This window comes from Lentzea aerocolonigenes (assembly GCF_000974445.1).
Lineage (GTDB): Bacteria > Actinomycetota > Actinomycetes > Mycobacteriales > Pseudonocardiaceae > Lentzea > Lentzea aerocolonigenes.
Genome location: NZ_BBOJ01000009.1, coordinates 155,116 through 177,763, shown reverse-complemented (window position 1 = coordinate 177,763; position 22,648 = coordinate 155,116). Strand labels below are relative to the sequence as shown.

Here is a 22,648-nt window from a genome sequence, read left to right as displayed (position 1 = left end):
CACCGTCATCGGCATGCTCGCCGTGCTGTTCAACCTGTCCTTCGTCACCCTCGTGGCGTCCACACCGGACAGTCCTACCGACCCGTCAGATACATCAGAGTGCTCTCCGCCAGCCGCGCCTCGACCGCCTTCGGGTCGCCGGCCGTCACCTGGCGGAATCTCTGGGACGACACCAACGAGAGCAGCCACCAGGCGGCAGCCTCGGTGTCGAGATCGGCACGCAGTTCTCCGTCCGCGCGGCCGCGGTCGAGCAACGCGGTGATCGCGGCCGCGAACCGTTGGACGGCGTTGCGGGCGGCGGCTTCGATCTCGGCTTCACCGGTGATGGTGGAAGCGTCGGCGAAGATCGCGCCGACGGAGCCGGCGCTGTGCACGTGCTCCAGGTGCTCAGGATCGAGCATGGTCTCGAGCAGGCCGGACACCGGCAGGTTCGTGGTCGTGAGGCGTTCGACCATGCGGCAGACGTACTCGGCCGCGCGGTCCACGACCGCGGCGAACAGGCTCGCCTTGGTGCCGAAGTTCTGGAACACCACCGGTTCGCTCACACCCACCTTGCGCGCGACCACCGAGGTCTTGCCGCGCAGGTAGCCGACTTCCGCGAACACCTCGGTGGCCGCCGCGAGGATCGACTCGCGCCGCTCCTGCGCCGGCATCCGGGTTCGACGGGCCTGTTGTTCGGTCACGGAAGCATCCTAGACAACCTTACTTAGTCGTGACTAAGCTCGGCGCACCACTTCTTAGTCGTCACTAAGTTAGGACGGGTCGATGCACAAGACACGCCTGCACGGCAAAGCACCCGACGGCGCCCCCGGCGCCATCAGCCACGCGTTCGCGTACGAGCTGTTCTCCGCGGTGGCGTTCAACGGAACCCGCAAGCGCATCTTCGGCCGCCTCGTCGAACTCGCCGAGGTCACCGCGGGCGACGAGGTCCTCGACATCGGCTGCGGACCCGGTTACCTCACGTCGCTCGCAGCCGACGCGGCCTCGCCTGGCGGGCACGCCGTGGGCGTCGACGTGTCCGAACCGATGATCGCCCAGGCACAACGGACACGAGCGAACGCCCACTGCTCCTTCCAGCTCGGCAAGGCGGAGGCGCTCGACCAGGCAGATGCGTCGTTCGACGTGGTGGTGTCCAGCTTGGCGGTGCACCACATCCCCGCGGAGGCCCGCGCCGCCGCGTTCGCCGAGATGTTCCGGGTGCTGCGGCCAGGCGGCCGGGTGCTCATCGCGGACTTCCTGCCACCCAAGGGAAAGCTGGGCAGGCGCCTGGTCGGGGCGACGGCGGGCGAGACGATGCGGGACAACCCCGTCGAGCGAATCGCGCCCATGCTCGCCGACGCCGGCTTCGAGATCAGGTCGACCACTCAGGTCAGCTGGTTCCTGCACTGCGTTCGAGCGGACAAGCCCGGTGCCGCCGAGTGAAGAGTCACGTCGCTCGTCTGGTGACCCTGCTGGTGGTTCTGGCGGGATTGGTCATCCACATCGGACTCGGCTATCGACTCGGCCTTGTCGTCGCGGGAGCTGCCATCGCGGGACACCTGCTGCTCGGCGTCGCGGCCCGCAGGCTGTGGCGACGCCGAGCAGCGGCGGACGCCACACCTCCCTCCCATTTAGTTGAAATCGAAGTCCGCAGAACGTAGTTCCATTCCATTAATCGAGGCGTTAGCGCGGAGTGCATGGGGCGCACTTTCCGCCAAGATGATCGGCCCGCACAGCGAGGCCGACACCAGCGTGAAGATGACCGACGGCTCCGTACGCGGCTGGTCGTTCCCTCCCGAGGTGTGGCGGAAGTTCCAGCAGCTGCGCTGTCCAACGGCCCTGAAGTGCCGAGGAAGGCGTCACGCGGCGGCGACGGCCAGGTGATCGGCGCGCAGGCGAAGCCGCCGGGTGGACAGGTAGCGGCGGCGGTCGGTGATCAGAACGGAGGCCAGGCCGCCGATGAGCAGCCAGGCGCACAGTTGCGCCACTCCCGTGGCCAGACCCGGCCCGCCGGTCGCCACCGCCCGCAGAGCGATCACCGCTCCACGGGTCGGCAGGTAGTCCGCGAGCGCGTGGAGTGGTCCGGGCAGGGTGATCACGATGCCGGTGGCGGCGGTGAGCACGAGCACGGCGAGGGCGGCCAGCCGGCCGCCTCGGCCGAAGAGGGCGGTGATCGCCTGGTTGAGCGCGACGAACGCGCAGGCCGCGAGCAGTGCGACCGCCAGGAAACCGAGGGTGCGGGCGAAATCCAGGTGCAGGGCGGGTACGGCCACGGCGGTGATGGTCAGCGCTGCCAGTGCGGCGGCGGTGGCACCGGGCACGGCGGCGCGGATGATGATGCGCCACGTCGGTTCGCGGGCGGTCAGCACTGCTCCCGGCACGGCCTGGGTGACCAGGTAGGTGGCGAGGGCCAGCGCCCACAACGCCAGTGCGGCGAACAAGGGGATGCCGAGGTTGCCCGCGGAGGTGCTCTCGACCGTGGCGGTGGTGGGGTCGGCCGCAACGGTTTTGAGGTGGGCGCGCTCGGCATCGGTGTAGGAGGGCACCTGGTTGCGGCCCTTGTCGAGTTCCGTCGCGAGTTGCCGCGCTCCCCCGTCGACCTTGTTCACGCCGTCGGCGAGCTGCCCGGCTCCGGTGGCGAGCTGGGTGGCTCCCGTCGCGAGTTGTCCCGCTCCGGTGGACAGCTGCTGCGCTCCGGTGTTGGCCTGACGGACTCCCGCGTCGAGCCTCCGCGCGCCGGTGGCGGCGTCGGCGATGCCGGTGGCGAGCTCCGCGGAACGGGCGGCGAGGGTGGCGTTGCCGTTCGCCACCTGACGGGCGCCGGAAGCGAGTGCCTGCACGGAGTCGCGCGCTCGCACGGCGGCGTCGCGGACGGTGGCCTTGGCACCGTCGATGCGTCCGGCGTCCGCGGTGAACCTGTCGGCTGCCGCTGACAGCTCGCGGCAGAACTCCGGTGTGCCGGCGCACTGACCGGCCAGCCGCTGGAACTCGGCGGCACCGGCCGCGGCGGAGGGCAGGGCGTCGATCGCGGCGATGATCCTGTTGGCGAGCGGCACCACGGTGGCGGCGAGTTGTTCGTTGCCCTGGGCGACCTGGTTCGCGCCGTCGGCGAGCTGCCTGGTCAGCGCGGGGAGTTGCGCGGTGTCGCGTTGTGCCTGCGTGAGGCCTGCGGCCAGCTGCGGCCAGCTGCGACGAGCCGGTGGCGAGCTGGGCGGTGCCGGACGCGAGCTGGGCTGCCCCGTCCGCGAGCTGCGTGGCGGCGGTGCTCAGCTGAGCCGAGCCGTCAGCGACCTGGCGGGCACCGGGGACGAGTTGGCCGGTGCCGTCGGCGAGCTGCCGGGCGCCGTCGGCAGCCTTGCCGATCTGGTCGTGGATCGTGCCGAAGGCGATGTAGACGTTGTCCAGGTAGGTTTCCACGACCTGCTGGTCGAGGGACTGCTGGGTGGTGCGGGCGACCTCTTCGGACAGTTCGGGGTCGATGACGCCCGCGGACGACGTGGTCTGCACGCTGAGCACGGCCTTGGTCGCCTCCAGCGGTTTCGCCGTGGCGGTGGAGGTAGCGCGTGCGGAGAAGTCCTTCGGAATGGTCACCACGGCGGCGTAGGTGCCGTCGGCGAGGCCGTCCGCACCGTCGGCGGAGTCGGTGAGCACCCACCTGTACGGCGAATCGGTGCTGTGGGTCAGTTTTCCGGCCAGTTCCCGTCCCAGCGGGATGATCTGGCCGTTCACGGTGACGGGTTCGTCGAGGTTGACCACGGCGGCGGTGGCCGTGCCGTGGTTGCGGTCGGGCGTGGCGAACGCCCACGCCAGCAGACCCGCGATCACGACCGGCACGAGGACCAGCCCGGTCCAGGTCTTCCACGTCAGCGGCCCGGAAGCGAGGGCGCGGGCCGAGTTGGCGAACGGCTTGAGCATCAGAAGACCTCGACGGGCTGCGGGCGCACGGCGCGCACGTGGGCGGTGGAGGGCAGCAGGTCGGCGATGCGCTCGGGGTCCTGGCAGGTGACCACGAACGACGCGGTGCGCCGGGCGAGCAGGTCGCGCAGTGCGGCCCGGGCATCGGTGCGCAGGACGACGTCGATGTCGTCGAGCAGCACCAGGCCGACACCGTCGGCGAGAGCGGCGGCGGCCTCACCGACGGGGTTGGTGTTGGCACGGCAAGCAATGACGGCCACCTCCCGGCGCAGTGCGTGGGCGTGTTGTGGCAGAACACGGCCCAGGACCTTCAGATCACCTCGGTGTTTGGTGACGCGCCCGGCGAGGGTGAACAGCAGCGCGGTCTTGCCGGTCGCGCCCACACCGTGCAGGACGAGCACTTCGCCGTGTGGAAGGTGGAGATCCACGTCCCGGAAGACCGGTTGCCCGCGGTCGTCGTCGAGGCTCAGCTCGCGTGCGCTGACTGCTTCGTCGGTGCCCGGCCAGTCGGCCAGCCGCAGCTCGTGAACCAGTCCGTCGCCCTCGGCGTCGAACACGGGCAACGCCCGGTCGAGCTCGGGCGGCAGGCCCCACGCGCGGTGGCCCAGCAGCGCGAGCACGGCGGGGACCAGGGTCATTCGCACGATGAACGCGTCGACGAACACACCGACCGCGAGGCTGAACGCGATGGGCTTGATGGTGGAACTGCCTTCGGGCACGAAAGCCGCGAACACCGCGAACATGATCACCGCCGCCGCGACGACGACGCGAGCCGCCGACACGAAGCCGGTCTCGATCGCGTGGTGCGGATCGCCGTGGTGCACGTAGTCCTCGCGGATGCGTGAGACGAGGAACACCTCGTAGTCCATCGCGAGTCCGAAAAGGACACCCATCAGGATGATGGGCAGGAAGCTGATGACGCTGCCGGTGTGGGTGACGCGCAGCAGTTCGGCGAAGTGTCCTTGCTGGAACACGAACGACGTGGCGCCGAACGCGGCGCCGACCGACAGCAGGTAGCCGGCGGTCGCCTTGATCGGGACCCAGATCGACCGGAACACCATGGCCAGCAGGACGAGCGACAACCCCACCACGAGGATCCCGAACGGGAGCAACGCATTCCCGAGCTGGGCGGAGACGTCGATGCCGACGGCGGTGATGCCGGTGACCGCCGTCTTCGTTCCGAAGGCGTCCAGGAAGTGCTGTTCGCGGTCACGCAACCGGTTGACGAGCTCGTCTGTCTGCGGCGAGTCCGGCGCGGTCGCGGGAACGACCTGGATGATTCCCGTGTCCCCCTTGGGGTTCGGCGTCGCCAGCGGCACCGACGCGACGCCGGGAAGGCCGCGGATGTCGTCGGCGAGCCTGTTCACCAGCCCGACGGGGTCCGTGCTGGTGATGATGTCGGCGGTGACGATGAGCGGACCGTTGTAACCGGGCCCGAAGTGCTCCGCCACGACGTCGTAGGTGTCGCGGGCGGGGCTGCCTTCCTCCTCAGTTCCGTTGTCCGGCAACGCCAGCCGCAGTTCGAGCGCCGGAACCGCGCACAGCGCGAGTCCGATCACGATCACGATCACCGTCACCAGCGGCGCCTTGGTGGCCGTGCGCACCCACCACCGGGCCACCTGCGGTTTGGCGCGTTTGCGGGGCTTCGGTGCACGTGGACGCAAGCGCGTACCCGCGAAGGACATCAGGGCGGGCACGAGCGTGACCGCGATCGCGACGGCCAGCGCGACCGCGACCGCCGCCGCCACTCCCATGGTGGTGAGGAACGGGATTCCGGCCACGGACAGCCCGAGCAGGGCGATCACGACGGTCAGACCGGCGAAGATCACCGCGGAACCCGCGGTGGCGGTGGCGCGGGCGATGGACTCCTCCACCTCCAGTCCTTCCGCGAGCTGGTCGCGATGCCGGGACAGCAGGAACAGGGCGTAGTCGATGCCCACCGCGAGCCCCAGCATCACCGCGAGCATCGGCGCCGTGGACGAGATCGGGGTGACGACGGTGGCCAGGTAGACCAGGCCGATCGACACGCCCACGCCGAGGATCGCGGTCACCAGCGGCATGACGGCCGCGACCAGCGACCGGAACATCAGCACCAGCACCAGCAGCGCGATGAGCAGTCCGACGCCCTCGGTGGGACTCAGCTTCGGCACCCGGTTGGAGAACGCGTCGCCACCGGTGTGGACCTTCGCGCCGTCGCCCACCGACTTCGCCAGATCGCCGGCGACGGCCGACAGGCCGGCCTTCGTCGCCGGTTCCACGTCGGCCAGCTGCACCTTCAACGGCACCGCGATCAACGCCGCCCGTCCGTCACCCGAGACCGCGCCCGTGACGTTCTGCCCGAACGGGTTGACCACGGTGGCCACCTGGCCGATCGAGCCGATGCGCTCGACCGCTGCCGCGACCGCGGCCCGGTTGCCGGGCGTGTCGACCTGCCGCCCCTCGGGCACGACCAGGACGAGCTGGGCGGAGGTTCCGCTGACCTCGGGGAAGACCCGGCCGAGGTGGTCGAGCGCGTCCTGCGACTCCGAACCCGGGATGGCGAACGTGTCGTCGGTGCCCTGGCTCGCCAGCACCGCCACTCCCCCGCAGACCGCGAGCAGCACTACCCACAGAGCTGCGACCAGCAGGCGACCACGGGCCGCTGCCCGGCCCAGCCGGTAGAGGAACGACGACATGCGGGGCTCCCATCAGGGCGGATACACCGTGTATCGTAAATACACGATGTATCCGATGCATCGTGTATCGCGTCACTCATAAGGCTGGTGTGATGACCAGAGGGATTACGCGCCGTAGAGCCGAGACCCGGCAGCGGTTGGTCGAGGCCGCCTACGCGGTCTTCAGCGAGACCGGCATCCGCGACGCCCCCGTCGAGCTGATCTGTGATCGGGCCGGCTTCACCCGCGGCGCGTTCTACTCGAACTTCGCCAGCAAGGAGGAGCTGTTCCTCGCGGTGTACGAGGCGCAGATGGGTGACCGCGCGGACCGGCTGCGTGCCGCGGTGGAGAGCGGCCTGGCAGCTGTGAACCCCGGTGATGACGACTCCGTGACCAGGGTGCTGATGACCGCGGCAGCTCAGTTCATGCAATCACCGGCGGCGGACGAGACGTGGTACCTGCTCAACGCCGAGTTCCGCGCCCAAGCTCTGCGGCAACCCGAGCTGCGCGCGTCGACCGCCGCCGCCGAACAGGTCTTCCACGACGCCCTGGCGACTTTGCTGCAGGACATGGTCGACCGCCTCGGCCTGCGGTTGACGGTCGATCCCCACGCCGCCGTCATCACGGTCATCGCGCTCTACGAGACCGTGCTGGAGCGCGCTCTGCTGAACGAATCCCCCAGCACCGCCGACAACAGCTTCCTGACCGAGGTTCTGCCACGCGTGCTGGCGGCGCTCGTCACACCGAAGACGGGGGAAACGTCATGAGCCGCGCACGCCGGATCGACACCCACCAGCACGTCGTTCCGCCCCGCTACGCGACGTGGCTGCAGGAGAAGGGCATCCGGCCCGCCGGCGTGGACCTGCCTTCCTGGTCGGAGAACTCCGCGCTGAAGTTCATGGACGGCAACGACATCCAGACAGGCATCCTCTCGCTCACCATTCCCGGCGTGTACTTCGGCGACGTGCCGGAAGCGCGCCGCTGGGCCAGGGAGATCAACCAGTACTGCGCGGAACTCGTGCAGCGGCGCCCCGACCGGTTCGGCTTCTTCGCCACCCTCACACTGCCCGATGTGGACGGTGCGCTCGCCGAAGCCGAGTACGCGCTCGACGTCCTGCACGCCGACGGAATCGTGCTGCTCGCCAACAACGACGGCCGCTACCTCGGCGACCCCGGCTTCCAGCCACTGCTGGAGTTCCTGCACCAGCGGGAAACCACCGTGTTCATCCACCCCGGCGAGCTGCCCGCGCCCGACGTCCCCGGCATCCCCTCGTTCACCGCGGACTTCCTGCTCGACACCACCCGCACCGCGATCAGCCTGATCCTGTCCGGGTCGATGAAGCGCTACCCCGGCATCAAGTTCATCCTCGCCCACGCCGGCGGTTTCGTCCCCTACATCGCCTACCGCATCCTGCTGACGATGCTGAACGAGAAGAACAAGCTCCAGCAGGCGTGGGCGCTCATCGACCAGAAGCACCAGGTGCCCAAGCACTTGGCGGTGCTGAAGCAGTTCTACTACGACATCGCGCTGTCCTCGACGCCCGCCGCACTGCCGAGCCTGCTCGAGGTCGCCGACCCCGACCACATCACGTACGGCAGCGACTTCCCGTTCGCACCCGCACCCGCGATCGGTTTCCTCACCAAGCAGTACGAGAACTACCCGCTCGACGCGAAGCTGCGCGAGGCGATCGACCGCGGCAACGCCGAAGCACTGTTCCCGCGCCTCAAGGGCTGACGCCACGCGCCTTGGTGTGCAGCGCGAGCGCTGACCGTCCCACGCCGTGCCGTCGACGGCGGTGGGTTCAGCCTCCCAAAGTCTGGGAGCGCTCCCAGGAACCACGTGGATGACGCCGGCGCTTCGGACACCGAGACCAGTGCTGCGCGAACCGGAAAGGGCAACCCGAGCGCCCTACCGCGAACGCTATAAGAGCAGCTCAGCGCACATTCGCCCACGATCGAACCGGCAGGAACACCTGCACCTTAGTTACAAGTGGATCAGGATTCCTTGACACCTCGAAGCGCTCTGAATCAGACTCTGCCCGTCTGGGAGCGCTCCCAGAATCCGCCGCTGAGACCAGAGGAGTTCTCCCGTGCGTCCCCGCCGTTTGACCAGCGTCCTGGCCTGCGCCGCCATGTCCGCTGTGACCGTCACCGCCTGTGGTTCGGGCGGAGCGACGAGCCAGAGCGCCGATGGCAAGACCGAGCTGTCCGTCGCGACGTTCAACGAGTTCGGCTACGAGGACCTCTTCAAGGAGTACGAGGCGTCCCACCCCGACATCAAGATCACCCAGCGCAAGGCGGGCCAGGCCTCTCCCCACCACCAGAACCTCTTCACCAAGCTGGGGGCGGGATCCGGCCTGGCTGACGTCGAGGCGATCGAGGAGGGCTACCTCAGCCAGGTGATGTCGAAGGCGAGCCAGTTCAACGACCTCGGCGAGGTCGGGCCGAAGGACGCCGCGGGCGACCGCTGGCTCAAGTGGAAGACCGATGCCGCGACCACCAAGGACGGCAAGCTGATCGGCTACGGCACCGACATCGGCCCGCTGGCCATGTGCTACCGCAAGGACCTGTTCGAGAAGGCGGGGCTGCCCTCGGACCCGGAGGCCGTGAAGTCGTTGTTCGCCACGTGGGACAGCTACTTCGCCGCCGGTGACCAGTTCATCGCGAAGTCCGGCGGCGTGGCCTGGTTCGACAGCGCCTCGCAGATCTTCAACGCCATGCACAACCAGCACGAGGTCGGCTACTTCGACAAGAGCGACAAGCTGGTCGTCGAGTCCAACGCCGCGATCAGGGGTGACTGGGACGCGGTGACGAAGGCCGTGGCGAAGGGGCAGTCGGCCAAGCTCGTCGCGTGGAGCAACGAGTGGAACACCGGGTTCAAGGCCGGTGCGTTCGCCACGAAGACGTGTCCGTCGTGGATGCTGGGCGTGATCGAGGCCCAGGCCGGTCCGGAGAACAAGGGCAAGTGGGCTGTCACCGACGCGTTCCCGAACGGTGGCGGCAACTGGGGTGGCTCGTACCTGACCGTGCCGAAGCAGGGCAAGAACGCCGAGAAGGCCGCCGAGCTCGCGGCGTGGCTGACGGCTCCGGAGCAGCAGATCAAGGCGTTCAAGGCGAAGGGCACGTTCCCGAGCCAGGTCAAGGCTCTGAGCGACCCGGCTCTGCTGGAGCAGACCAACGCCTACTTCGGTGACGTCAAGGCCGGCGCCCTGTTCGCCACGCAGGCCAAGAAGGTCGCGGCCGCCCAGTACAAGGGCCCTCAGGACGGCCAGATCCAGGACAACGTGTTCAGCCCGGCGCTGCAGTCGATCGAGCAGGGCAAGAACGCCGACGATGCCTGGAAGACCGCCGTCCAGGAAGCCCAGAAGGCGGCCAAGTGACCGCCCTTCTCACCAGGGAGGTGCGGCGCGAGCGGGCCGAGCAGGTTCGCAAGCACCCGCCCTTCCGGCATCGTTTGTCCAAACTGGACAGCAAGGTCTCACCTTACCTGTTCGTGGCGCCGTTCTTCGTGCTGTTCGGGGCGATCGGGCTCTTCCCCCTGCTGTACACCGCTTACGTGTCGTTGTTCGACTGGAACCTGGGCGCGGACGACCCGGCGTTCGTCGGTCTCGAGAACTACCGGACGCTGTTCGCCGACGGCCAGTTCTGGAACGCGCTGTTCAACACCTTCAGCATCTTCCTGCTCTCCAGCGTGCCGCAGGTGATCGTCGCGGTGGTGCTCGCCGCGTTGCTCGCCGCGAACCTGAGGGCCAGGACGATGTGGCGGATGGGCGTGCTGCTGCCCTACGTCGCGTCGCTGGTCGCGTTGACGATCATCTTCGGCAACCTGTTCGGGCCTCAGTTCGGGCTGGTCAACTCCGTGCTGTCGGTGGTGGGAATCCCGCCGATCGACTGGCAGGCGGACACCTTCGGCAGCCACGTCGCGATCGCGTCGATGGTCAACTGGCGCTGGACGGGCTACAACGCGCTGATCGTCCTGGCCGCGATGCTCGCGATCCCCCGCGACCTGTACGAGGCCGCGGTGGTGGACGGTGCCGGCCCCGTGCGGCAGTTCTTCAGCATCACGCTGCCGCTGCTGAAACCCACTCTGATCTTCGTCATCGTCACCTCGACGATCGGCGGACTGCAGATCTTCACCGAGCCCAAGCTGTTCGATCCCGCCGGCGGCAGCGGCGGCGGCGCCGTGCACCAGTACCAGACCGTCGTGCTCTACCTGTACCAGTCGGCGTTCCAGCAGTTCGACCTCGGCTACGCCGCCTCGATCGCGTGGACGCTGTTCCTGATCGTGATCGCGGTGGCAGGCCTCAACTTCTGGCTCACGAGGAGGGCCGTGCGATGAAACGTCCTTCCTTCGTGGTCTACGGCCTGCTGGCGGCGTTCGTGCTGGGCTCGGCTTTCCCGTTCTACTGGTCGTTCCTGGTGGCGAGCCGCGACAACTCGGTGCTGACCGGCGACTTCACGCTGGTGCCCGGTGGGAACTTCTTCGCCAACGCGGTGCGCGTGTTCGACACCATCCCGTTCTGGAAGGGGCTGGCCAACAGCTTCATCGTCTCCGGGACCGTGACGGTGTCGGTCGTGCTGCTGTCGACGCTGGCCGGGTTCGCCTTCGCCAAGCTGCGGTTCCGCGGCCGAGGAGTGCTGTTCCTGTTCGTCGTCGCGACACTGGCGGTGCCGACCCAGCTCGGCATCATCCCGCTGTACATGGCCATGGCGGAGTTCGGCTGGGCGGGCGAGCTCGAATCCGTGATCGTGCCGAACCTAGTCACCGCGTTCGGGGTTTTCTGGATGCGGCAGTACCTCGTCGACACCGTGCCCGACGAACTGGTCGAGGCCGCGCGGATGGACGGTTGCAGCCTGTGGCGCGCGTTCTGGCACGTCGCGCTGCCCGCTGCCCGACCGGCGGCCGCGATGCTCGGCGTGTTCACGTTCATGCAGTCCTGGAACGACTTCCTGTGGCCGTTGATCGTGCTGACCCCCGACAACCCGACTCTCCAGGTCGCACTGGAGAAGCTGCAGAGCGGCTACTACGTCGACTACTCGCTCGTGCTCGCCGGAACGACCCTCGCGACGGTTCCGGTGCTGATCGTGTTCCTCGTTCTCGGGCGGCAGATCGTCGCCGGTGTGATGCAGGGCGCCGTGAAGGGATGAATGTGACGGACATCGTTTTCCCGCAGGGATTCCTCTGGGGCGCGGCCACCGCCGCGTTCCAGGTCGAGGGAGCGACCGGTGTGGACGGTCGCACGGACTCCATCTGGGACGAGTTCTGCCGGCAGCCCGGCAAGGTGGTCGGCGGTGACAGCGGTGAACCCGCGGCCGACCACTACCGCCGGTTCGCGCAGGACGTCCGGATGATGGCCGACCTCGGGCTGAGGGCCTACCGGTTCTCCATCGCCTGGCCGCGGGTTCGCCCGGACGGTGGCGCGATCAACAAGGCCGGGCTCGACTTCTACAGCAGGCTCGTGGACACGTTGCTGGAGCACGACATCCAGCCGTGGCCGACGCTCTACCACTGGGACCTCCCGCAGAAGCTGGAAGAAGCCGGCGGTTGGGCGGAGCGCGACACCGCGTTCCGGTTCGCCGACTACGCCACCACCGCAGCCGAGGCGCTCGGTGACCGCGTCACCACCTGGACCACGCTGAACGAACCCTGGTGCTCGGCGTTTCTCGGCTACGCGGCCGGTGTTCACGCGCCGGGGCGCACCGAACCCGGTGCCGCCGCCGCGGCCGTGCACCACCTGCTGCTCGGGCACGGCCTTGCGGCACGAGCGATCCGGGCCGCCACGCCGTGCACGCGCGTGGGCATCACGCTCAACATGTACCCGATCATCCCCGCCGACCCCGCGTCTCCTGCCGACCAGGACGTCGCACGGCGGCTCGACGGCTTGCAGCAGCGCATCTTCCTCGACCCGCTGTTCCACGGCAGGTACCCGGCGGACGTCCTGGCCGACCTGGAACCGTTCGGCTTCGCCCGGCACGTCCGGGACGGCGACCTCGGCCTCATCTCGGCGCCGCTCGACATGCTCGGCGTCAACTACTACACCGAGCACTTCGTCAGCGCCGAGCCCGGCGAGACCGCGCCGTCGCCGTGGGTCGGGGTCGGAGACCACTCGTTCCCACGCCGCGACGCGCCGGTCACCGACATGGGCTGGGAGGTGCGGCCGGACGGGCTCGCGTCGGTGCTCCTGCGGTTGCACGCGCAGTACCCGCGGCTGCCGCTCTACATCACGGAGAACGGCGCTGCCTTCCGAGACGAGGTCGACGGCAACGGGATCCACGACCTGGACAGGACCGCGTACCTGGAGTCCCACCTGCGCGCCGCACACGACGCCATCGAGACGGGAGTGGACCTGCGCGGCTACTTCTGCTGGTCACTGCTCGACAACTTCGAGTGGGCAGAGGGATACGCGAAGCGGTTCGGCATCGTCCACGTCGACTACGACACCCAGGTCCGCACACCCAAGTTGAGCGCGAAGTGGTTCGCGCAGGTCGCACGCGGCAACACGCTCGTCGCCACTCCGTGACCGACACCAGCCGGCGCCCCGGCCCGCGCATCGTGGAGGTCGCGCTCGCGGCCGGGGTGTCGAAGTCCACGGTGTCCAGGGTGCTCAACGGCGGGGAGCAGGTCAGCGACCGGACCCGCCAGGCCGTGCACCTCGCGATCGAGCGCCTCGGCTACAGCCCCAACCACGCGGCGCGAACGCTGGCCGGCAGCAAGGCGAACGCGATCGCGCTGGTCGTGTCCGAACAGGGCAGCCGCGTGCTCGCGGACCCGTTCTTCGCCGGTGTGCTGCGCGGCGTGCACACGGAGCTCACGGGCAGGAGGATCCAGCTCCTGGTCATGATGAGCCAGCCGGACGACAACCACGACATGGTGGCCTACCTGAGCGGCGGGCACGTGGACGGCGCGCTCGTGCTGAGTCTGCACGGAGGTGATCCCCTGCCGCAGATCCTGAGCGCCAGGGGTCTGCCGGTGGTGGTCGGAGGCCGTCCCCTCCTCGTCGGCAACGTCCCGTTCGTCGACGCCGACAACTTCACCGGCGCGTTGCAGGCGACGCGCCACCTCGTCTCGTTGGGGCGCAAGAGGATCGCGACGATCGCCGGACCGCAGGACATGACCGTCGGCATCGACAGGCTGAGCGGGTGGCGGCGTGGCGTCGGAGAGGCGCAGCGGCCCGCGGACCTGGTGGTGCACAGCGACTTCACGCCCGACAGCGGGGCCTCGGCGATGGAGGAACTGCTGAGCAGGGCGCCGGACCTCGACGCGGTGTTCGTGGCCGCCGACATCATGGCGCTGGGCGCACTGCGGGTCCTGCGCGCCGGTGGCAGGAAGGTTCCCGAGGACGTCGCCGTCGTCGGGTTCGACGACTCGGTGCTGGCCTCCACGGCGGTGCCTCCGCTCACCACCGTGAGGCAGGAGGTCGAGGCACTGGGCCGCACGATGACGTGGCGGCTGCTCGCGGAGCTGGCCGGCGAGGAGGGCCTGCCGCCGTCGGTGCTGTTGCCGACGGCGATGGTGTTCCGCGACAGCGCCTGACTCAGGCGCTTCTCGACGGGTTCGTTCGCCGGGCGAGTGCACGGCCGGGCGCCCCGGCCGTGCTCGCGCGTTCGGACAGCTTCGGTTCGAGCAGGGTCAGTGAAGTCGGCGGGCGTGCAGCTGACGCAATCCGTTGATGATCAGCTCCAGCCCGAAGGCGAACTCGTCCTCCAGCGGCACCGGCAACGAGTCCGCGACCGCGAGCGTGGCCGGGAAGTCGGTGGGCGACAACTTGTGGAAGTACGCCGACACCTGCTGCTGCTCGGCCGCGTTCTCGGATCCGGAGAGCTGGATGGCGAAGCCCAGGACGTGACGAGCGAGCGTCGCGTAGGCGCGCGCCGCGAGACTCGGAGACAGGCCTCCGCCGAGCAGGGCGGCCAGGCTGCGTTCCCGCAGCATCATCGCGTTGGGCCCGATCGGCGTCTGTTCCATGAGCAGGGGCGCGACCTTGCGGTGCTCGCCCAGCGTGTCGAACATCGCCTGGGCGAGCGCCTGACAGGCCTGGTCCCAGCTCATCTTCGCCAGCGCCCGGTCATCGAGCTCGACCTCACCGAGAACGCGGTCGACCACGTGCCCGACGAGCACTGCCCGGCTGGTGAAGTGGCGGTACAGCGTGGCCGTGCCGGATTCGAGCCGTTGCGCGAGAGTCCGCATGGACAGGGCCTCGGCGCCTTCCTCGTCGACGAGTTGCAACGCCGTGGCGAGGATCCGGTCCAGGGGGACGGCGGGACGGCCACGTGAGCGCCGAGTGGACTCGGTGCCGCCGGCGGCGGGCTGAGACGAACTGGTCACGCGCATCAGTATCACCTCCGGTTGACACCCCCCACAATAACGGCAACACTGTAACCATTATGAAGAGCAACCAGAACCCCACCTCCGGCACCGAGGCCGTCTCGGTGGACGGCCTGCGCGTTCACTACGAACGAGCAGGTCAGGGGCCGACGGTGGTGCTGCTGCACGGCAGCGGCTCGTCGTTGGAGGGCTTCGAGCGGGTGGCCGCGCTGTTGTCGTCGTCCTACGACGTGATCCGCCCAGACCTGCCGGGCTTCGGACGGACGGGGCCGCGGCCGGACCGCGACTACCGCGTCGGGACGTACGCGAGAACGATCGCCCGCTTCATGACCGCGTTGCACGTGCCGCACTTCACGGTGGCCGGCAACTCGCTGGGCGGCAACATCGCGTGGAACCTGGCGTTGGACGCGCCCGAGCGGGTCGACGGGCTGGTGCTCGTCAACGCCACGGGCTATCCGGGGAAGTTGCTGCCCGCCGGGCTGCGGCTGGCGCGCAATCCCTTGCTGCGCCCGGTGTTGCGGCGGTGGCTGCCGCGCGGCGCGACCGAACGAGGGTTACGTGAAGCGGTCGGCCCGAAGTCGGCGATCGTAAACGACGCCATGGTGGACCGGGTGCACGCGTTGACGAGCCGTCCCGGGAACCGGTCGGCGTTCGTCGACTTCGCCAACACGAGCCAGCCGGACCGCAGCAGCGAGATCACACGGATCACCGCCCCGACGTTGGTCCTGCGCAGCGCCGAGATCGACGGGCAGCACTTCGCTCGCGACATCCCGGGAGCGCAGGAGCGCGTGCACCCCGACGGCGGGCATCTGCTGCCGGAGGAGTACCCGGACTGGGTGGCGGCTGCGATCGCGGAGTTCCTGCGCACGAAGGAGGAACGGCGATGAGGTACTTCGTCGCGTCCGATGAGGACCGTCGGCTCGACGAGACGACGCGGCGCACTCTGCGCGGCAGTTACGTCGAACTGTCCGACGGTGTGACGCATTACGAGCTGGCAGGTCCCGAAGACGGCGCGCTCGTCGTGCTGGTCGGCGGCATCACGATCCCGTTGTTCTACTGGGACAGGGCCGTCGAGCAGCTGCACGCCCGAGGACTGCGCACCCTGGTCTGCAGCGCCTACGGCCGCGGTGGTTCCGACCGGGTGCGACGCACCTACGACGAGGCGTTGTTCGTCCGGCAGCTGGCCGAACTGACTGCGGCGCTGAACCTCACTCCCCCGTGGCACGTCGTCGGCACCTCCATGGGTGCTCTTGTCGCGATGGCCTACGCCAACCAATATCCCGAAGCGCTGGCCACGCTCACCGTCGTCGGACCAGCCGGACTGGGCCAACGTCCCCTCCCACAACGGTTGCTGCGCAACGACTTCGTGAGCGAGTTCGTCGCCCAGCGCTTCGGCCGCAAGTTGCTGGAGGGACACCTCGGGCACAACGTCCGCGATCCCGCGCTGTCCGCCGAACTGGTCGCCATGGTGCGCGACGCCTACCGGTTCGAAGGCTCGCTCTACTCGTTCTTCCAGACGCTGCAGGACTTCCCGTTGTACGAGCGGCAGGAGCTCTTCCGCGCGACGGGCGAGCTGGGCATCCCGGCCCTGCTGGTGTGGGGCGACGACGACCAGGTCACCCCGATCACCCATCTCGGCACCGTCACCGAACTGCTGCGGCCACGCCAGACCCACGTCATCACCCAATGCGGCCACATGGCCCCTTTTGAACGGCCCCAAGACGTCGGCGAGCTGCTCGCGTCGTTCGCCGTTCCTCACCCAGATCGGCTCTGACCATGAACGACCCCGAGAACTCCCGAACCATCGACGTGCTGATCGCCGGCGCCGGCCCGACCGGCACCACACTGGCGATCGACCTGATGCGTCGCGGCGTGACCGTCCGCATCATCGACAAGGCACCGCATTCCTTCGAAGGCTCGCGTGCCAAGGGCATCCAGCCGCGGACGCTGGAGGTGTTCGACGACCTCGGCACGATCGACGACATCCTGGCCGGCAGCAGCGACTACCCGCGCCTGGGCATCCACCTGGGACCGGTCGCCGCACCGTGGCGCATGTTCCGCAACCGCGACCGCACCACCGACGTCCCCCACCCGAACACGCGGCTGATTCCCCAGTACCGCACCGACAGCGTGCTGCACGACCGGCTCGAACAGCTGGGCGGCCGGGTCGAGTACGGCCAGGAGCTCGTCGAGTTCGTCCAGGACAGCACGTCGGTCACCGCGACGGTGATCGGCGACGACGGAACCGAGAAGATCACGGCAAGCTATCTGGTGGGAGCCGAAGGCGGTGCGAGCGCCGTGCGCGGCCAGCTCGGCCTGAGCTTCCTCGGCACGACCGACGAACAGGACCGCATGCTGATCGTCGACGCGGTCACCACCGGTCTGTCCCGCGATCGCTGGCACGTCTGGCCGGGAGTGAAGGGCCGGTTCGCCGGCGCCTGCCCGTTGCCGCACAGCGACCTGTTCCAGTGGATGATCCGCCTGGCCCCGGACGAGGACCCGCCAGAGGGAGCGGAGGCGATCACCAGGCGGATCCAGGCGCACACCCACAACCGGAACATCGAGGTGCACGACATCCGCTGGCGGTCGGTGTTCCGGCCCAACATCCGCCTGGCGGAGGCCTACCGCCGCGGCCGGGTCTTCCTCGCCGGCGACGCCGCGCACGTGCACACCCCCGCCGGCGCCCAGGGCCTCAACACCGGCATCCAGGACGCCTACAACCTCGGCTGGAAACTCGGCCAGGTCCTCGCAGGGGCTGACGAGCGGCTGTTGGACAGCTACGAGGCCGAACGCCTGCCGATCGCCGCGGGCGTGCTCGGCCTGTCCACGCAGAAGTACGAAGGCATCGCGAAGCTCGACCCGTCGAGCCTGCGCCGCGGCAAGGACGAGCAGCAGTTGTCGCTGACCTACTACGGCGGCCCGCTCGCACCCACCGACTGCGACCGCACAACGACGTTGCAGGTCGGTGATCGTGCGCCGGACGCCGAACTGCTCGGCGAGGACGGTGCACCGGTGCACCTGTTCGACTCCTTCCGGGGCCCGCACTTCACGCTCGTCGCCCACGGCCCGAATGCTGCTGCCGCCGGCGAGGAACTCGACTGGCCGGCCACGGGGGCGCCGCTGCGGCGTGTCGTCGTCGACGCCGGGGAAGACTTCCGCCGCAGCTACGGGCTCAAGGGGGAAACCCTGCTGCTCATCCGTCCCGACGGCTACATCGGACACATCGCCACGCGGAACTTCCTCGCGTCGACTCAGACAGCCGCTCGCGCGATGACGCCCGTGGCCCAGCAGGAGACCGTCCGATGAGCCGCATTCTGTTGCGTGGCGCGCAGGTGATCACCATGGCGTCGCACCGTCCCGACGCCGAACGCGCCGACGTCCTCATCAACGACGACTGCATCACCGCAATCGGCACCGACCTCGACGACACCGGCGCCGAGATCGTCGACGTCACGGACCGGATCATCATGCCCGGCCTGGTCAACGCCCACCTGCACACGTGGCAGACAGCGTTGCGCGGCACGGGCGTCGACTGGACGCTCGCGGACTACCTCGGCCGCATGCACGGCGCTGTGGCCCAGCACTACCGCCCGGAGGACATGCGCGCCGGCACGCTCGCAGGCGCGCTGAGCCAGCTCGACCGCGGCACCACGACCCTGGGCGACTGGTGCCACAACACCCCCACGCCGGACCACACCGACGCGGCGATCGACGGCCTGCTGTCGTCCGGCATCCGCGGGGTATTCCTGCACGGCACCCCGTACTCCGCCGCCGACGCGGCCCACCCCGTGAGCGAGATCGACCGGCTGCTCGACGGCCCGGCCGGCACCCACGCGTTGCTGACCTTCGGCCTGGCGGTCCGCGGCCCGCAACTGTCCACTCCGGACGTCGCGGTCGCCGACTTCCGCGCCGCCGCCGAGCGCGGGATCGTCGTGTCGATGCACCAGAGCGGCGGAGCACCGGGGCCTGGGTGGGAGGGCGTGCGGACAGCCGGACTGCTGAGCTCCTCCACCAACGTCGTGCACGGCGCCGGGCTCACCGAGGAGTGGATCAAGATCCTGGTCGACGCGGGAGCGACCATCACGTGCACACCGGAGAACGAGCTCGGCCAGGGCCACGGCTCCCCCGTCACCGGCCACCTGCTCCAGCTGGGTGCCGCGCCGTCACTGGGCACGGACACCGACGCGGTCACGCCCGCCGACGTGCTCTCCGCCGCCCGGATCGCACTGGCCCACCAGCGCGGCCTCGACCACGACCACCACCGGCAGACCACCGGCGCGTTCTCCCTGACCGCGACGATCACCGCCAAACAGGCGCTGGCCTGGGCAACGGTCGAAGGCGCCAGAGCGCTCGGCCTCGACGACCGCGTCGGCAGGCTCGAGGCGGGCCTGCAGGCCGACCTCGTCGTCGTCGACGGCTCCGCGCCGAGGACGTGGCCGATCACGGATCCGGTCGCGACGGCGCTGTACGCGGGCGCCGGTGACATCGAGGCGGTCATGATCGCCGGGCGCTGGCGCAAGCGGCAGCACGCCCTCGTCGACGTGGACCTCGACGCCGTGCGAGGACAACTCCGGGAGTCGGCGGACCACCTCCTGCCCGGTCTCGTCGACTGACCGCTGTCGTGCGCCTGCGTCAACTCGAGTCCACGCGGTGCACCGAGGTAATAGGAAGAAACTGTCCGGAGAACACGATTTTGGTATTTGCGCGCCCGGCCCGGAAACCGGTTCGGTTTCCTCGGGAATCCGGAGGGAGCGCGATGAATCTCGGGATCGCGAGGAACACCGACCCATGAGCCTGATCAACCGGTCCACCCGAGGCGTCTACGCGGTCCTGCCCACCCCGTTCCACCCCGACGGGCGGCTGGACCTCGACTCGCTCCGCCGGCTCGTCGACTTCCACGCAGCGGTCGGGGTCGACGGCCTGACCGTGCTGGGGCAGATGGGCGAAGCGCCGAAGCTGACGCAGGACGAGTCGGTCGAGATCGTCTGGGCGGTTCTGGACCGCACCGATCTGCCGGTCGTCGTCGGCGTGTCCGCCCCCGGCTTCGGCACGATGCGCGCCCTCACCGACCAGGTCATGACGAGGGGCGCGGCCGGCGTGATGATCGCGCCGCCCGCCACTCTCCGGACCGACGACCAGATCGTCGGCTACTACGCCCAGGCCGCGACGGCGCTCGGGCCAGAGGTCCCGATCGTCGTGCAGGACCACCCGCTGACGTTCTCCGTCGTCATGTCCGTGCCCGCGCTGCGCCGGATCGCGTGTCAGGTGCCGTCGGTGGTCATACTGAAGCACGAGGACTGGCCGGGGCTGGAGAAGATCAGCGCACTGCGCGTGGCGGAGGAGAACGGTGAGATGCCGCGCCTGTCGATCCTGTGCGGCAACGGCGGTCTGTTCCTCGACTTCGAGATGGCACGGGGAGCGGACGGCGCCATGACCGGTTACTGCTTCCCCGAGCTCCTGGTCGACGTCGTCCGCCTCACCGGCGACGAACGGCACGAGCTCTTCGACGCCCACCTGCCGCTGATCCGCTACGAGCAGCAACCGGGGGTGGGGCTCGCGGTTCGCAAACACGTTCTGCACCGGCGCGGACTCCTGCGCAGCGACGCCCAGCGCAAGCCGGAACGGACCCTCACCAAGACCGAACGGGACGAGGTCGACCTGTTGCTGGAGCGCCTCGCCAGGCGCGACACCCGCACCTGGCTGTGAGGCCGGGCAGACCGGCCTCACAGCGCGCGTGCTCAGACGGGGCTGCAGGTCAGCCTCGGCGCGGCCGCTCTGCCGGTGGCCTCGAACCCGAAGGTCGTGGTGCCTCCGCCCGCACCGACCGTGCCGTTCCACCCGACGTCGGTGGCGATCACACCGGAGGCGTTCTGCGTCAGGGTGGTGTTCCACGAGTTGGTGATCTGCTGACCGGCAGGCCACGTCCAGCTGACCTTCCACCCGGTCAGCGCCGCGGCGCGGTTGTTGGTGACGGTCACCGTCGCGACGTGCCCGGTGCCCCAGTCGCCGTTGACCTGCAGGCTCGCCGAGCACCCGGCCTGCGGCAGGACCAGCAGGGTGATGGAGTTCGCCGGATAGGTCGCGTCGACACGGCCGCCCGCCACCGGGAGATCGCCGCCGCGCACGATGTGACCCAGGTCGGCGGGGCCGTACGTGAACCGCTGCGCCGCACCGGTGCTGTCGAACCCGGCCAGCGACAGCGGCGAGGTGAGGTCGCCGCCGGTCTTGTTCACGACCATGACGGTCAGCGCCTTGTCGGAGGCGCGTTCCGCCGCGTACACCGACAACTGACCCTGGTCCGCGGAGCTCGCCGACACGCTGACGTCGCCGAACCGGCTGCCCGCGCCGTCGTAGTTGCGGTACATCCGGAACGCGTAGGCGCCCGGATCGGTCGGCTTGGGCTCACCCCACATCGTGGCGAGGTCGAGGCCCTCCCGTCCGAAGACACCCAGGACGTCGGCCTGCGCCAGCGCGCCGTTGATGTCGTCCAGTGCACCCCAGTTGTACTCGGTGATCGCGGTCTTGGTGCCGGGGTAGTACTGGTTGATCCACGACTTCATCGTGCGGATGAACTGCAGCGGCGGCGCGTTGACCCCGCCGGGGCCGATCCAGGACTCCTCGACGTACGTCGGGTCCCACAGCGACCGGATGGACCGCAGCCGCAAGGCGTTGGCCTCGGGCGTCTTGTCACCGCTGATCTGCGGGTAGAAGTGCTGGTCGAAGTAGTCCAGGTAGCGCTTGCCGCCGTGCGCGTCGCTGTAGTCCTTCATGTTCTTCAGGTACCACTGGGAGAGGTTGAGCCCGCCGTGCGCGGCCGAGTCGGCACCAGGTCCGCAACCGTCCACACCGGACGCGACCCACTCGCAGTACCCCCAGCCGGACGGGCCCAGCACCGCCGCGCTCGGATCGGCGGCCTTGATCGCCGCGGCCGTCGCGGTGCCCTTGTTGCCGAGCTCGTCCATCGACACCAGCTCGGGGTGCACGTCGCGATGCGTGTTGGCCCACAGCACCGGTTCGTTGTCGAGCTCGTAGGTCGGCACGCCGCCCTGCGCCGCCGTGCCGAACCTGTTCACCAGGTGCGACACCATCTCACCCGCGAACGCCGCGCCCGCGGGGATCGAGCTGTCGGTCGGCACGCCGGTGAGGTTCTTGCCGTCGAGCTGACCGTTGCCGCAGTTGGGGTCCCACTCGTCGAACCTGTCCTGCTGGGGGAACCGGGTCGCCGGGAACCCGCACGCGAACGGGTGCGACGACGGCGAGTCCTTGGCCACCCAGCCGACCATGGGCACGGTCACGACCGGTTTGATGCCGCGACCGAGGTTGGTGCCGACCACGCCTTCCACGGAGTGCGCCTCGTCGGCGACGATGTTCTCGAAGAACCAGTCGCTGCCCGTGTTGTAGGTGCGGTTCTTGAAGTTGTACCGGCTGGACGCGTTGCCGCCCCAGCGCGCCACCGTCTGGCCGATCTCGGCGTTGAACGCCGGGTCGCCACCGTTGAGGCCGTAGATGCCGGGACTGATCGCGTGCCGGGCCGCGGCGACGTCCACCGACAGCGCGGGTCCGGCGGTCGCCGCCGCCGCCGCATTCCCGGCTGTCTGGACGGTGAACGCCGCCGCGACCAGAGACGCCACCGCACCAGTGGCCACGAGCGTTCGCGGCTTCCGTAATCGCCGATTGTTCGCCACAGAGTCTTCCTCTCGCGTCATTGCGTCGAATTTCCCCGCACTTGACGCTGGTGCGAAATCAGGTGCGGGTCAAGTCACTCACAGGTGCT

General features: G+C 69.2%; 18 protein-coding genes and 1 pseudogene. 13 read left to right on the top strand and 6 right to left on the bottom strand.

Translation table 11 applies throughout. The features are described from left to right. Window positions 1-74 precede the first annotated feature (74 nt). Window positions 75-683, bottom strand: coding sequence for a TetR/AcrR family transcriptional regulator (locus AOM45_RS19000; protein WP_236703745.1), 609 nt, complete (start codon window positions 681-683; stop codon window positions 75-77). An 82-nt stretch (window positions 684-765) separates the two neighbouring features. Here AOM45_RS19000 and AOM45_RS18995 point away from each other — a divergent pair, with 82 nt between their 5' ends. Continuing rightward, the gene (locus AOM45_RS18995; RefSeq protein WP_030466345.1) at window positions 766-1,422 is read left to right on the top strand and encodes a class I SAM-dependent methyltransferase; all 657 of its coding nucleotides are present in this window, start codon (window positions 766-768) and stop codon (window positions 1,420-1,422) included. A gap of 416 nt (window positions 1,423-1,838) precedes the next feature. Here the strand turns inward: AOM45_RS18995 and AOM45_RS52920 are convergent, their stop codons facing one another. The 3 genes and pseudogenes from AOM45_RS52920 to AOM45_RS18985 form a co-directional block, all read right to left on the bottom strand. After that, window positions 1,839-3,038, bottom strand: coding sequence for an ABC-2 transporter permease (locus AOM45_RS52920; RefSeq protein ID WP_236703744.1), 1,200 nt, complete (start codon window positions 3,036-3,038; stop codon window positions 1,839-1,841). Window positions 3,039-3,192: 154 nt separating this feature from the next. Then, window positions 3,193-3,894: pseudogene (locus tag AOM45_RS52915) on the bottom strand (YhgE/Pip domain-containing protein); the annotation flags it as partial. Further along, window positions 3,894-6,569 carry an MMPL family transporter gene (locus AOM45_RS18985; protein ID WP_030466346.1) on the bottom strand — a complete coding sequence of 892 codons (2,676 nt, stop codon included), beginning with the start codon at window positions 6,567-6,569 and terminating at the stop codon, window positions 3,894-3,896. The pseudogene AOM45_RS52915 and the gene AOM45_RS18985, both read right to left, overlap by 1 nt. Window positions 6,570-6,661: 92 nt before the next feature. Here AOM45_RS18985 and AOM45_RS18980 point away from each other — a divergent pair, with 92 nt between their 5' ends. The 7 genes from AOM45_RS18980 (at window position 6,662) to AOM45_RS18950 (ending at window position 14,082) form a co-directional block, all read left to right on the top strand. Continuing rightward, complete coding sequence (locus AOM45_RS18980) at window positions 6,662-7,315, top strand: TetR/AcrR family transcriptional regulator (protein WP_030466347.1); 654 nt, start codon at window positions 6,662-6,664, stop codon at window positions 7,313-7,315. Then, a complete protein-coding gene (locus tag AOM45_RS18975; protein ID WP_030466348.1) occupies window positions 7,312-8,283 on the top strand; it encodes an amidohydrolase family protein in 972 nt (323 codons plus the stop codon). Before AOM45_RS18980 ends, AOM45_RS18975 begins: the two co-directional genes overlap by 4 nt. Window positions 8,284-8,638: 355 nt before the next feature. Continuing rightward, window positions 8,639-9,928 carry an ABC transporter substrate-binding protein gene (locus AOM45_RS18970; RefSeq protein WP_030466349.1) on the top strand — a complete coding sequence of 430 codons (1,290 nt, stop codon included), beginning with the start codon at window positions 8,639-8,641 and terminating at the stop codon, window positions 9,926-9,928. Continuing rightward, window positions 9,925-10,887: a carbohydrate ABC transporter permease gene (locus AOM45_RS18965; RefSeq protein WP_081901932.1), complete on the top strand. Its 963-nt coding sequence runs from the start codon at window positions 9,925-9,927 to the stop codon at window positions 10,885-10,887. The genes AOM45_RS18970 and AOM45_RS18965 overlap by 4 nt, the downstream gene beginning before the upstream one ends. Continuing rightward, window positions 10,884-11,696 (top strand): carbohydrate ABC transporter permease, encoded by an 813-nt coding sequence (locus AOM45_RS18960; protein WP_051782954.1) that lies wholly within the window; start codon window positions 10,884-10,886, stop codon window positions 11,694-11,696. The genes AOM45_RS18965 and AOM45_RS18960 overlap by 4 nt, the downstream gene beginning before the upstream one ends. Beyond that, window positions 11,693-13,069, top strand: a complete 1,377-nt coding sequence (locus tag AOM45_RS18955; RefSeq protein ID WP_030466352.1) for a GH1 family beta-glucosidase — start codon at window positions 11,693-11,695, stop codon at window positions 13,067-13,069. The genes AOM45_RS18960 and AOM45_RS18955 overlap by 4 nt, the downstream gene beginning before the upstream one ends. Beyond that, window positions 13,066-14,082, top strand: coding sequence for a LacI family DNA-binding transcriptional regulator (locus AOM45_RS18950; RefSeq protein ID WP_030466353.1), 1,017 nt, complete (start codon window positions 13,066-13,068; stop codon window positions 14,080-14,082). The genes AOM45_RS18955 and AOM45_RS18950 overlap by 4 nt, the downstream gene beginning before the upstream one ends. A 96-nt stretch (window positions 14,083-14,178) precedes the next feature. On the opposite strand, the gene AOM45_RS18945 is transcribed toward AOM45_RS18950, so the two are convergent. Continuing rightward, window positions 14,179-14,874, bottom strand: coding sequence for a TetR/AcrR family transcriptional regulator (locus tag AOM45_RS18945; protein WP_201780013.1), 696 nt, complete (start codon window positions 14,872-14,874; stop codon window positions 14,179-14,181). A gap of 59 nt (window positions 14,875-14,933) precedes the next feature. On the opposite strand from AOM45_RS18945, the gene AOM45_RS18940 reads away from it, so the two are divergent. From AOM45_RS18940 to AOM45_RS18920, 5 genes are all read left to right on the top strand, one after another. After that, window positions 14,934-15,761, top strand: a complete 828-nt coding sequence (locus tag AOM45_RS18940; protein WP_030466355.1) for an alpha/beta fold hydrolase — start codon at window positions 14,934-14,936, stop codon at window positions 15,759-15,761. Beyond that, on the top strand, window positions 15,758-16,648 hold the full coding sequence (locus AOM45_RS18935) for an alpha/beta fold hydrolase (protein ID WP_030466356.1): 891 nt from the start codon (window positions 15,758-15,760) through the stop codon (window positions 16,646-16,648). The genes AOM45_RS18940 and AOM45_RS18935 overlap by 4 nt, the downstream gene beginning before the upstream one ends. 2 nt (window positions 16,649-16,650) lie before the next feature. Then, a complete protein-coding gene (locus AOM45_RS18930; protein WP_030466357.1) occupies window positions 16,651-18,180 on the top strand; it encodes an FAD-dependent oxidoreductase in 1,530 nt (509 codons plus the stop codon). Then, entirely contained in the window at window positions 18,177-19,487 is a 1,311-nt protein-coding gene (locus tag AOM45_RS18925) for an amidohydrolase family protein (protein ID WP_030466358.1), read from the top strand. The genes AOM45_RS18930 and AOM45_RS18925 overlap by 4 nt, the downstream gene beginning before the upstream one ends. Before the next feature lie 175 nt (window positions 19,488-19,662). Then, window positions 19,663-20,580 carry a dihydrodipicolinate synthase family protein gene (locus tag AOM45_RS18920; RefSeq protein WP_030466359.1) on the top strand — a complete coding sequence of 306 codons (918 nt, stop codon included), beginning with the start codon at window positions 19,663-19,665 and terminating at the stop codon, window positions 20,578-20,580. A 32-nt stretch (window positions 20,581-20,612) separates the two neighbouring features. On the opposite strand, the gene AOM45_RS18915 is transcribed toward AOM45_RS18920, so the two are convergent. Continuing rightward, window positions 20,613-22,505: a glycoside hydrolase family 44 protein gene (locus AOM45_RS18915; protein ID WP_236703742.1), complete on the bottom strand. Its 1,893-nt coding sequence runs from the start codon at window positions 22,503-22,505 to the stop codon at window positions 20,613-20,615. Window positions 22,506-22,648 lie beyond the last annotated feature (143 nt).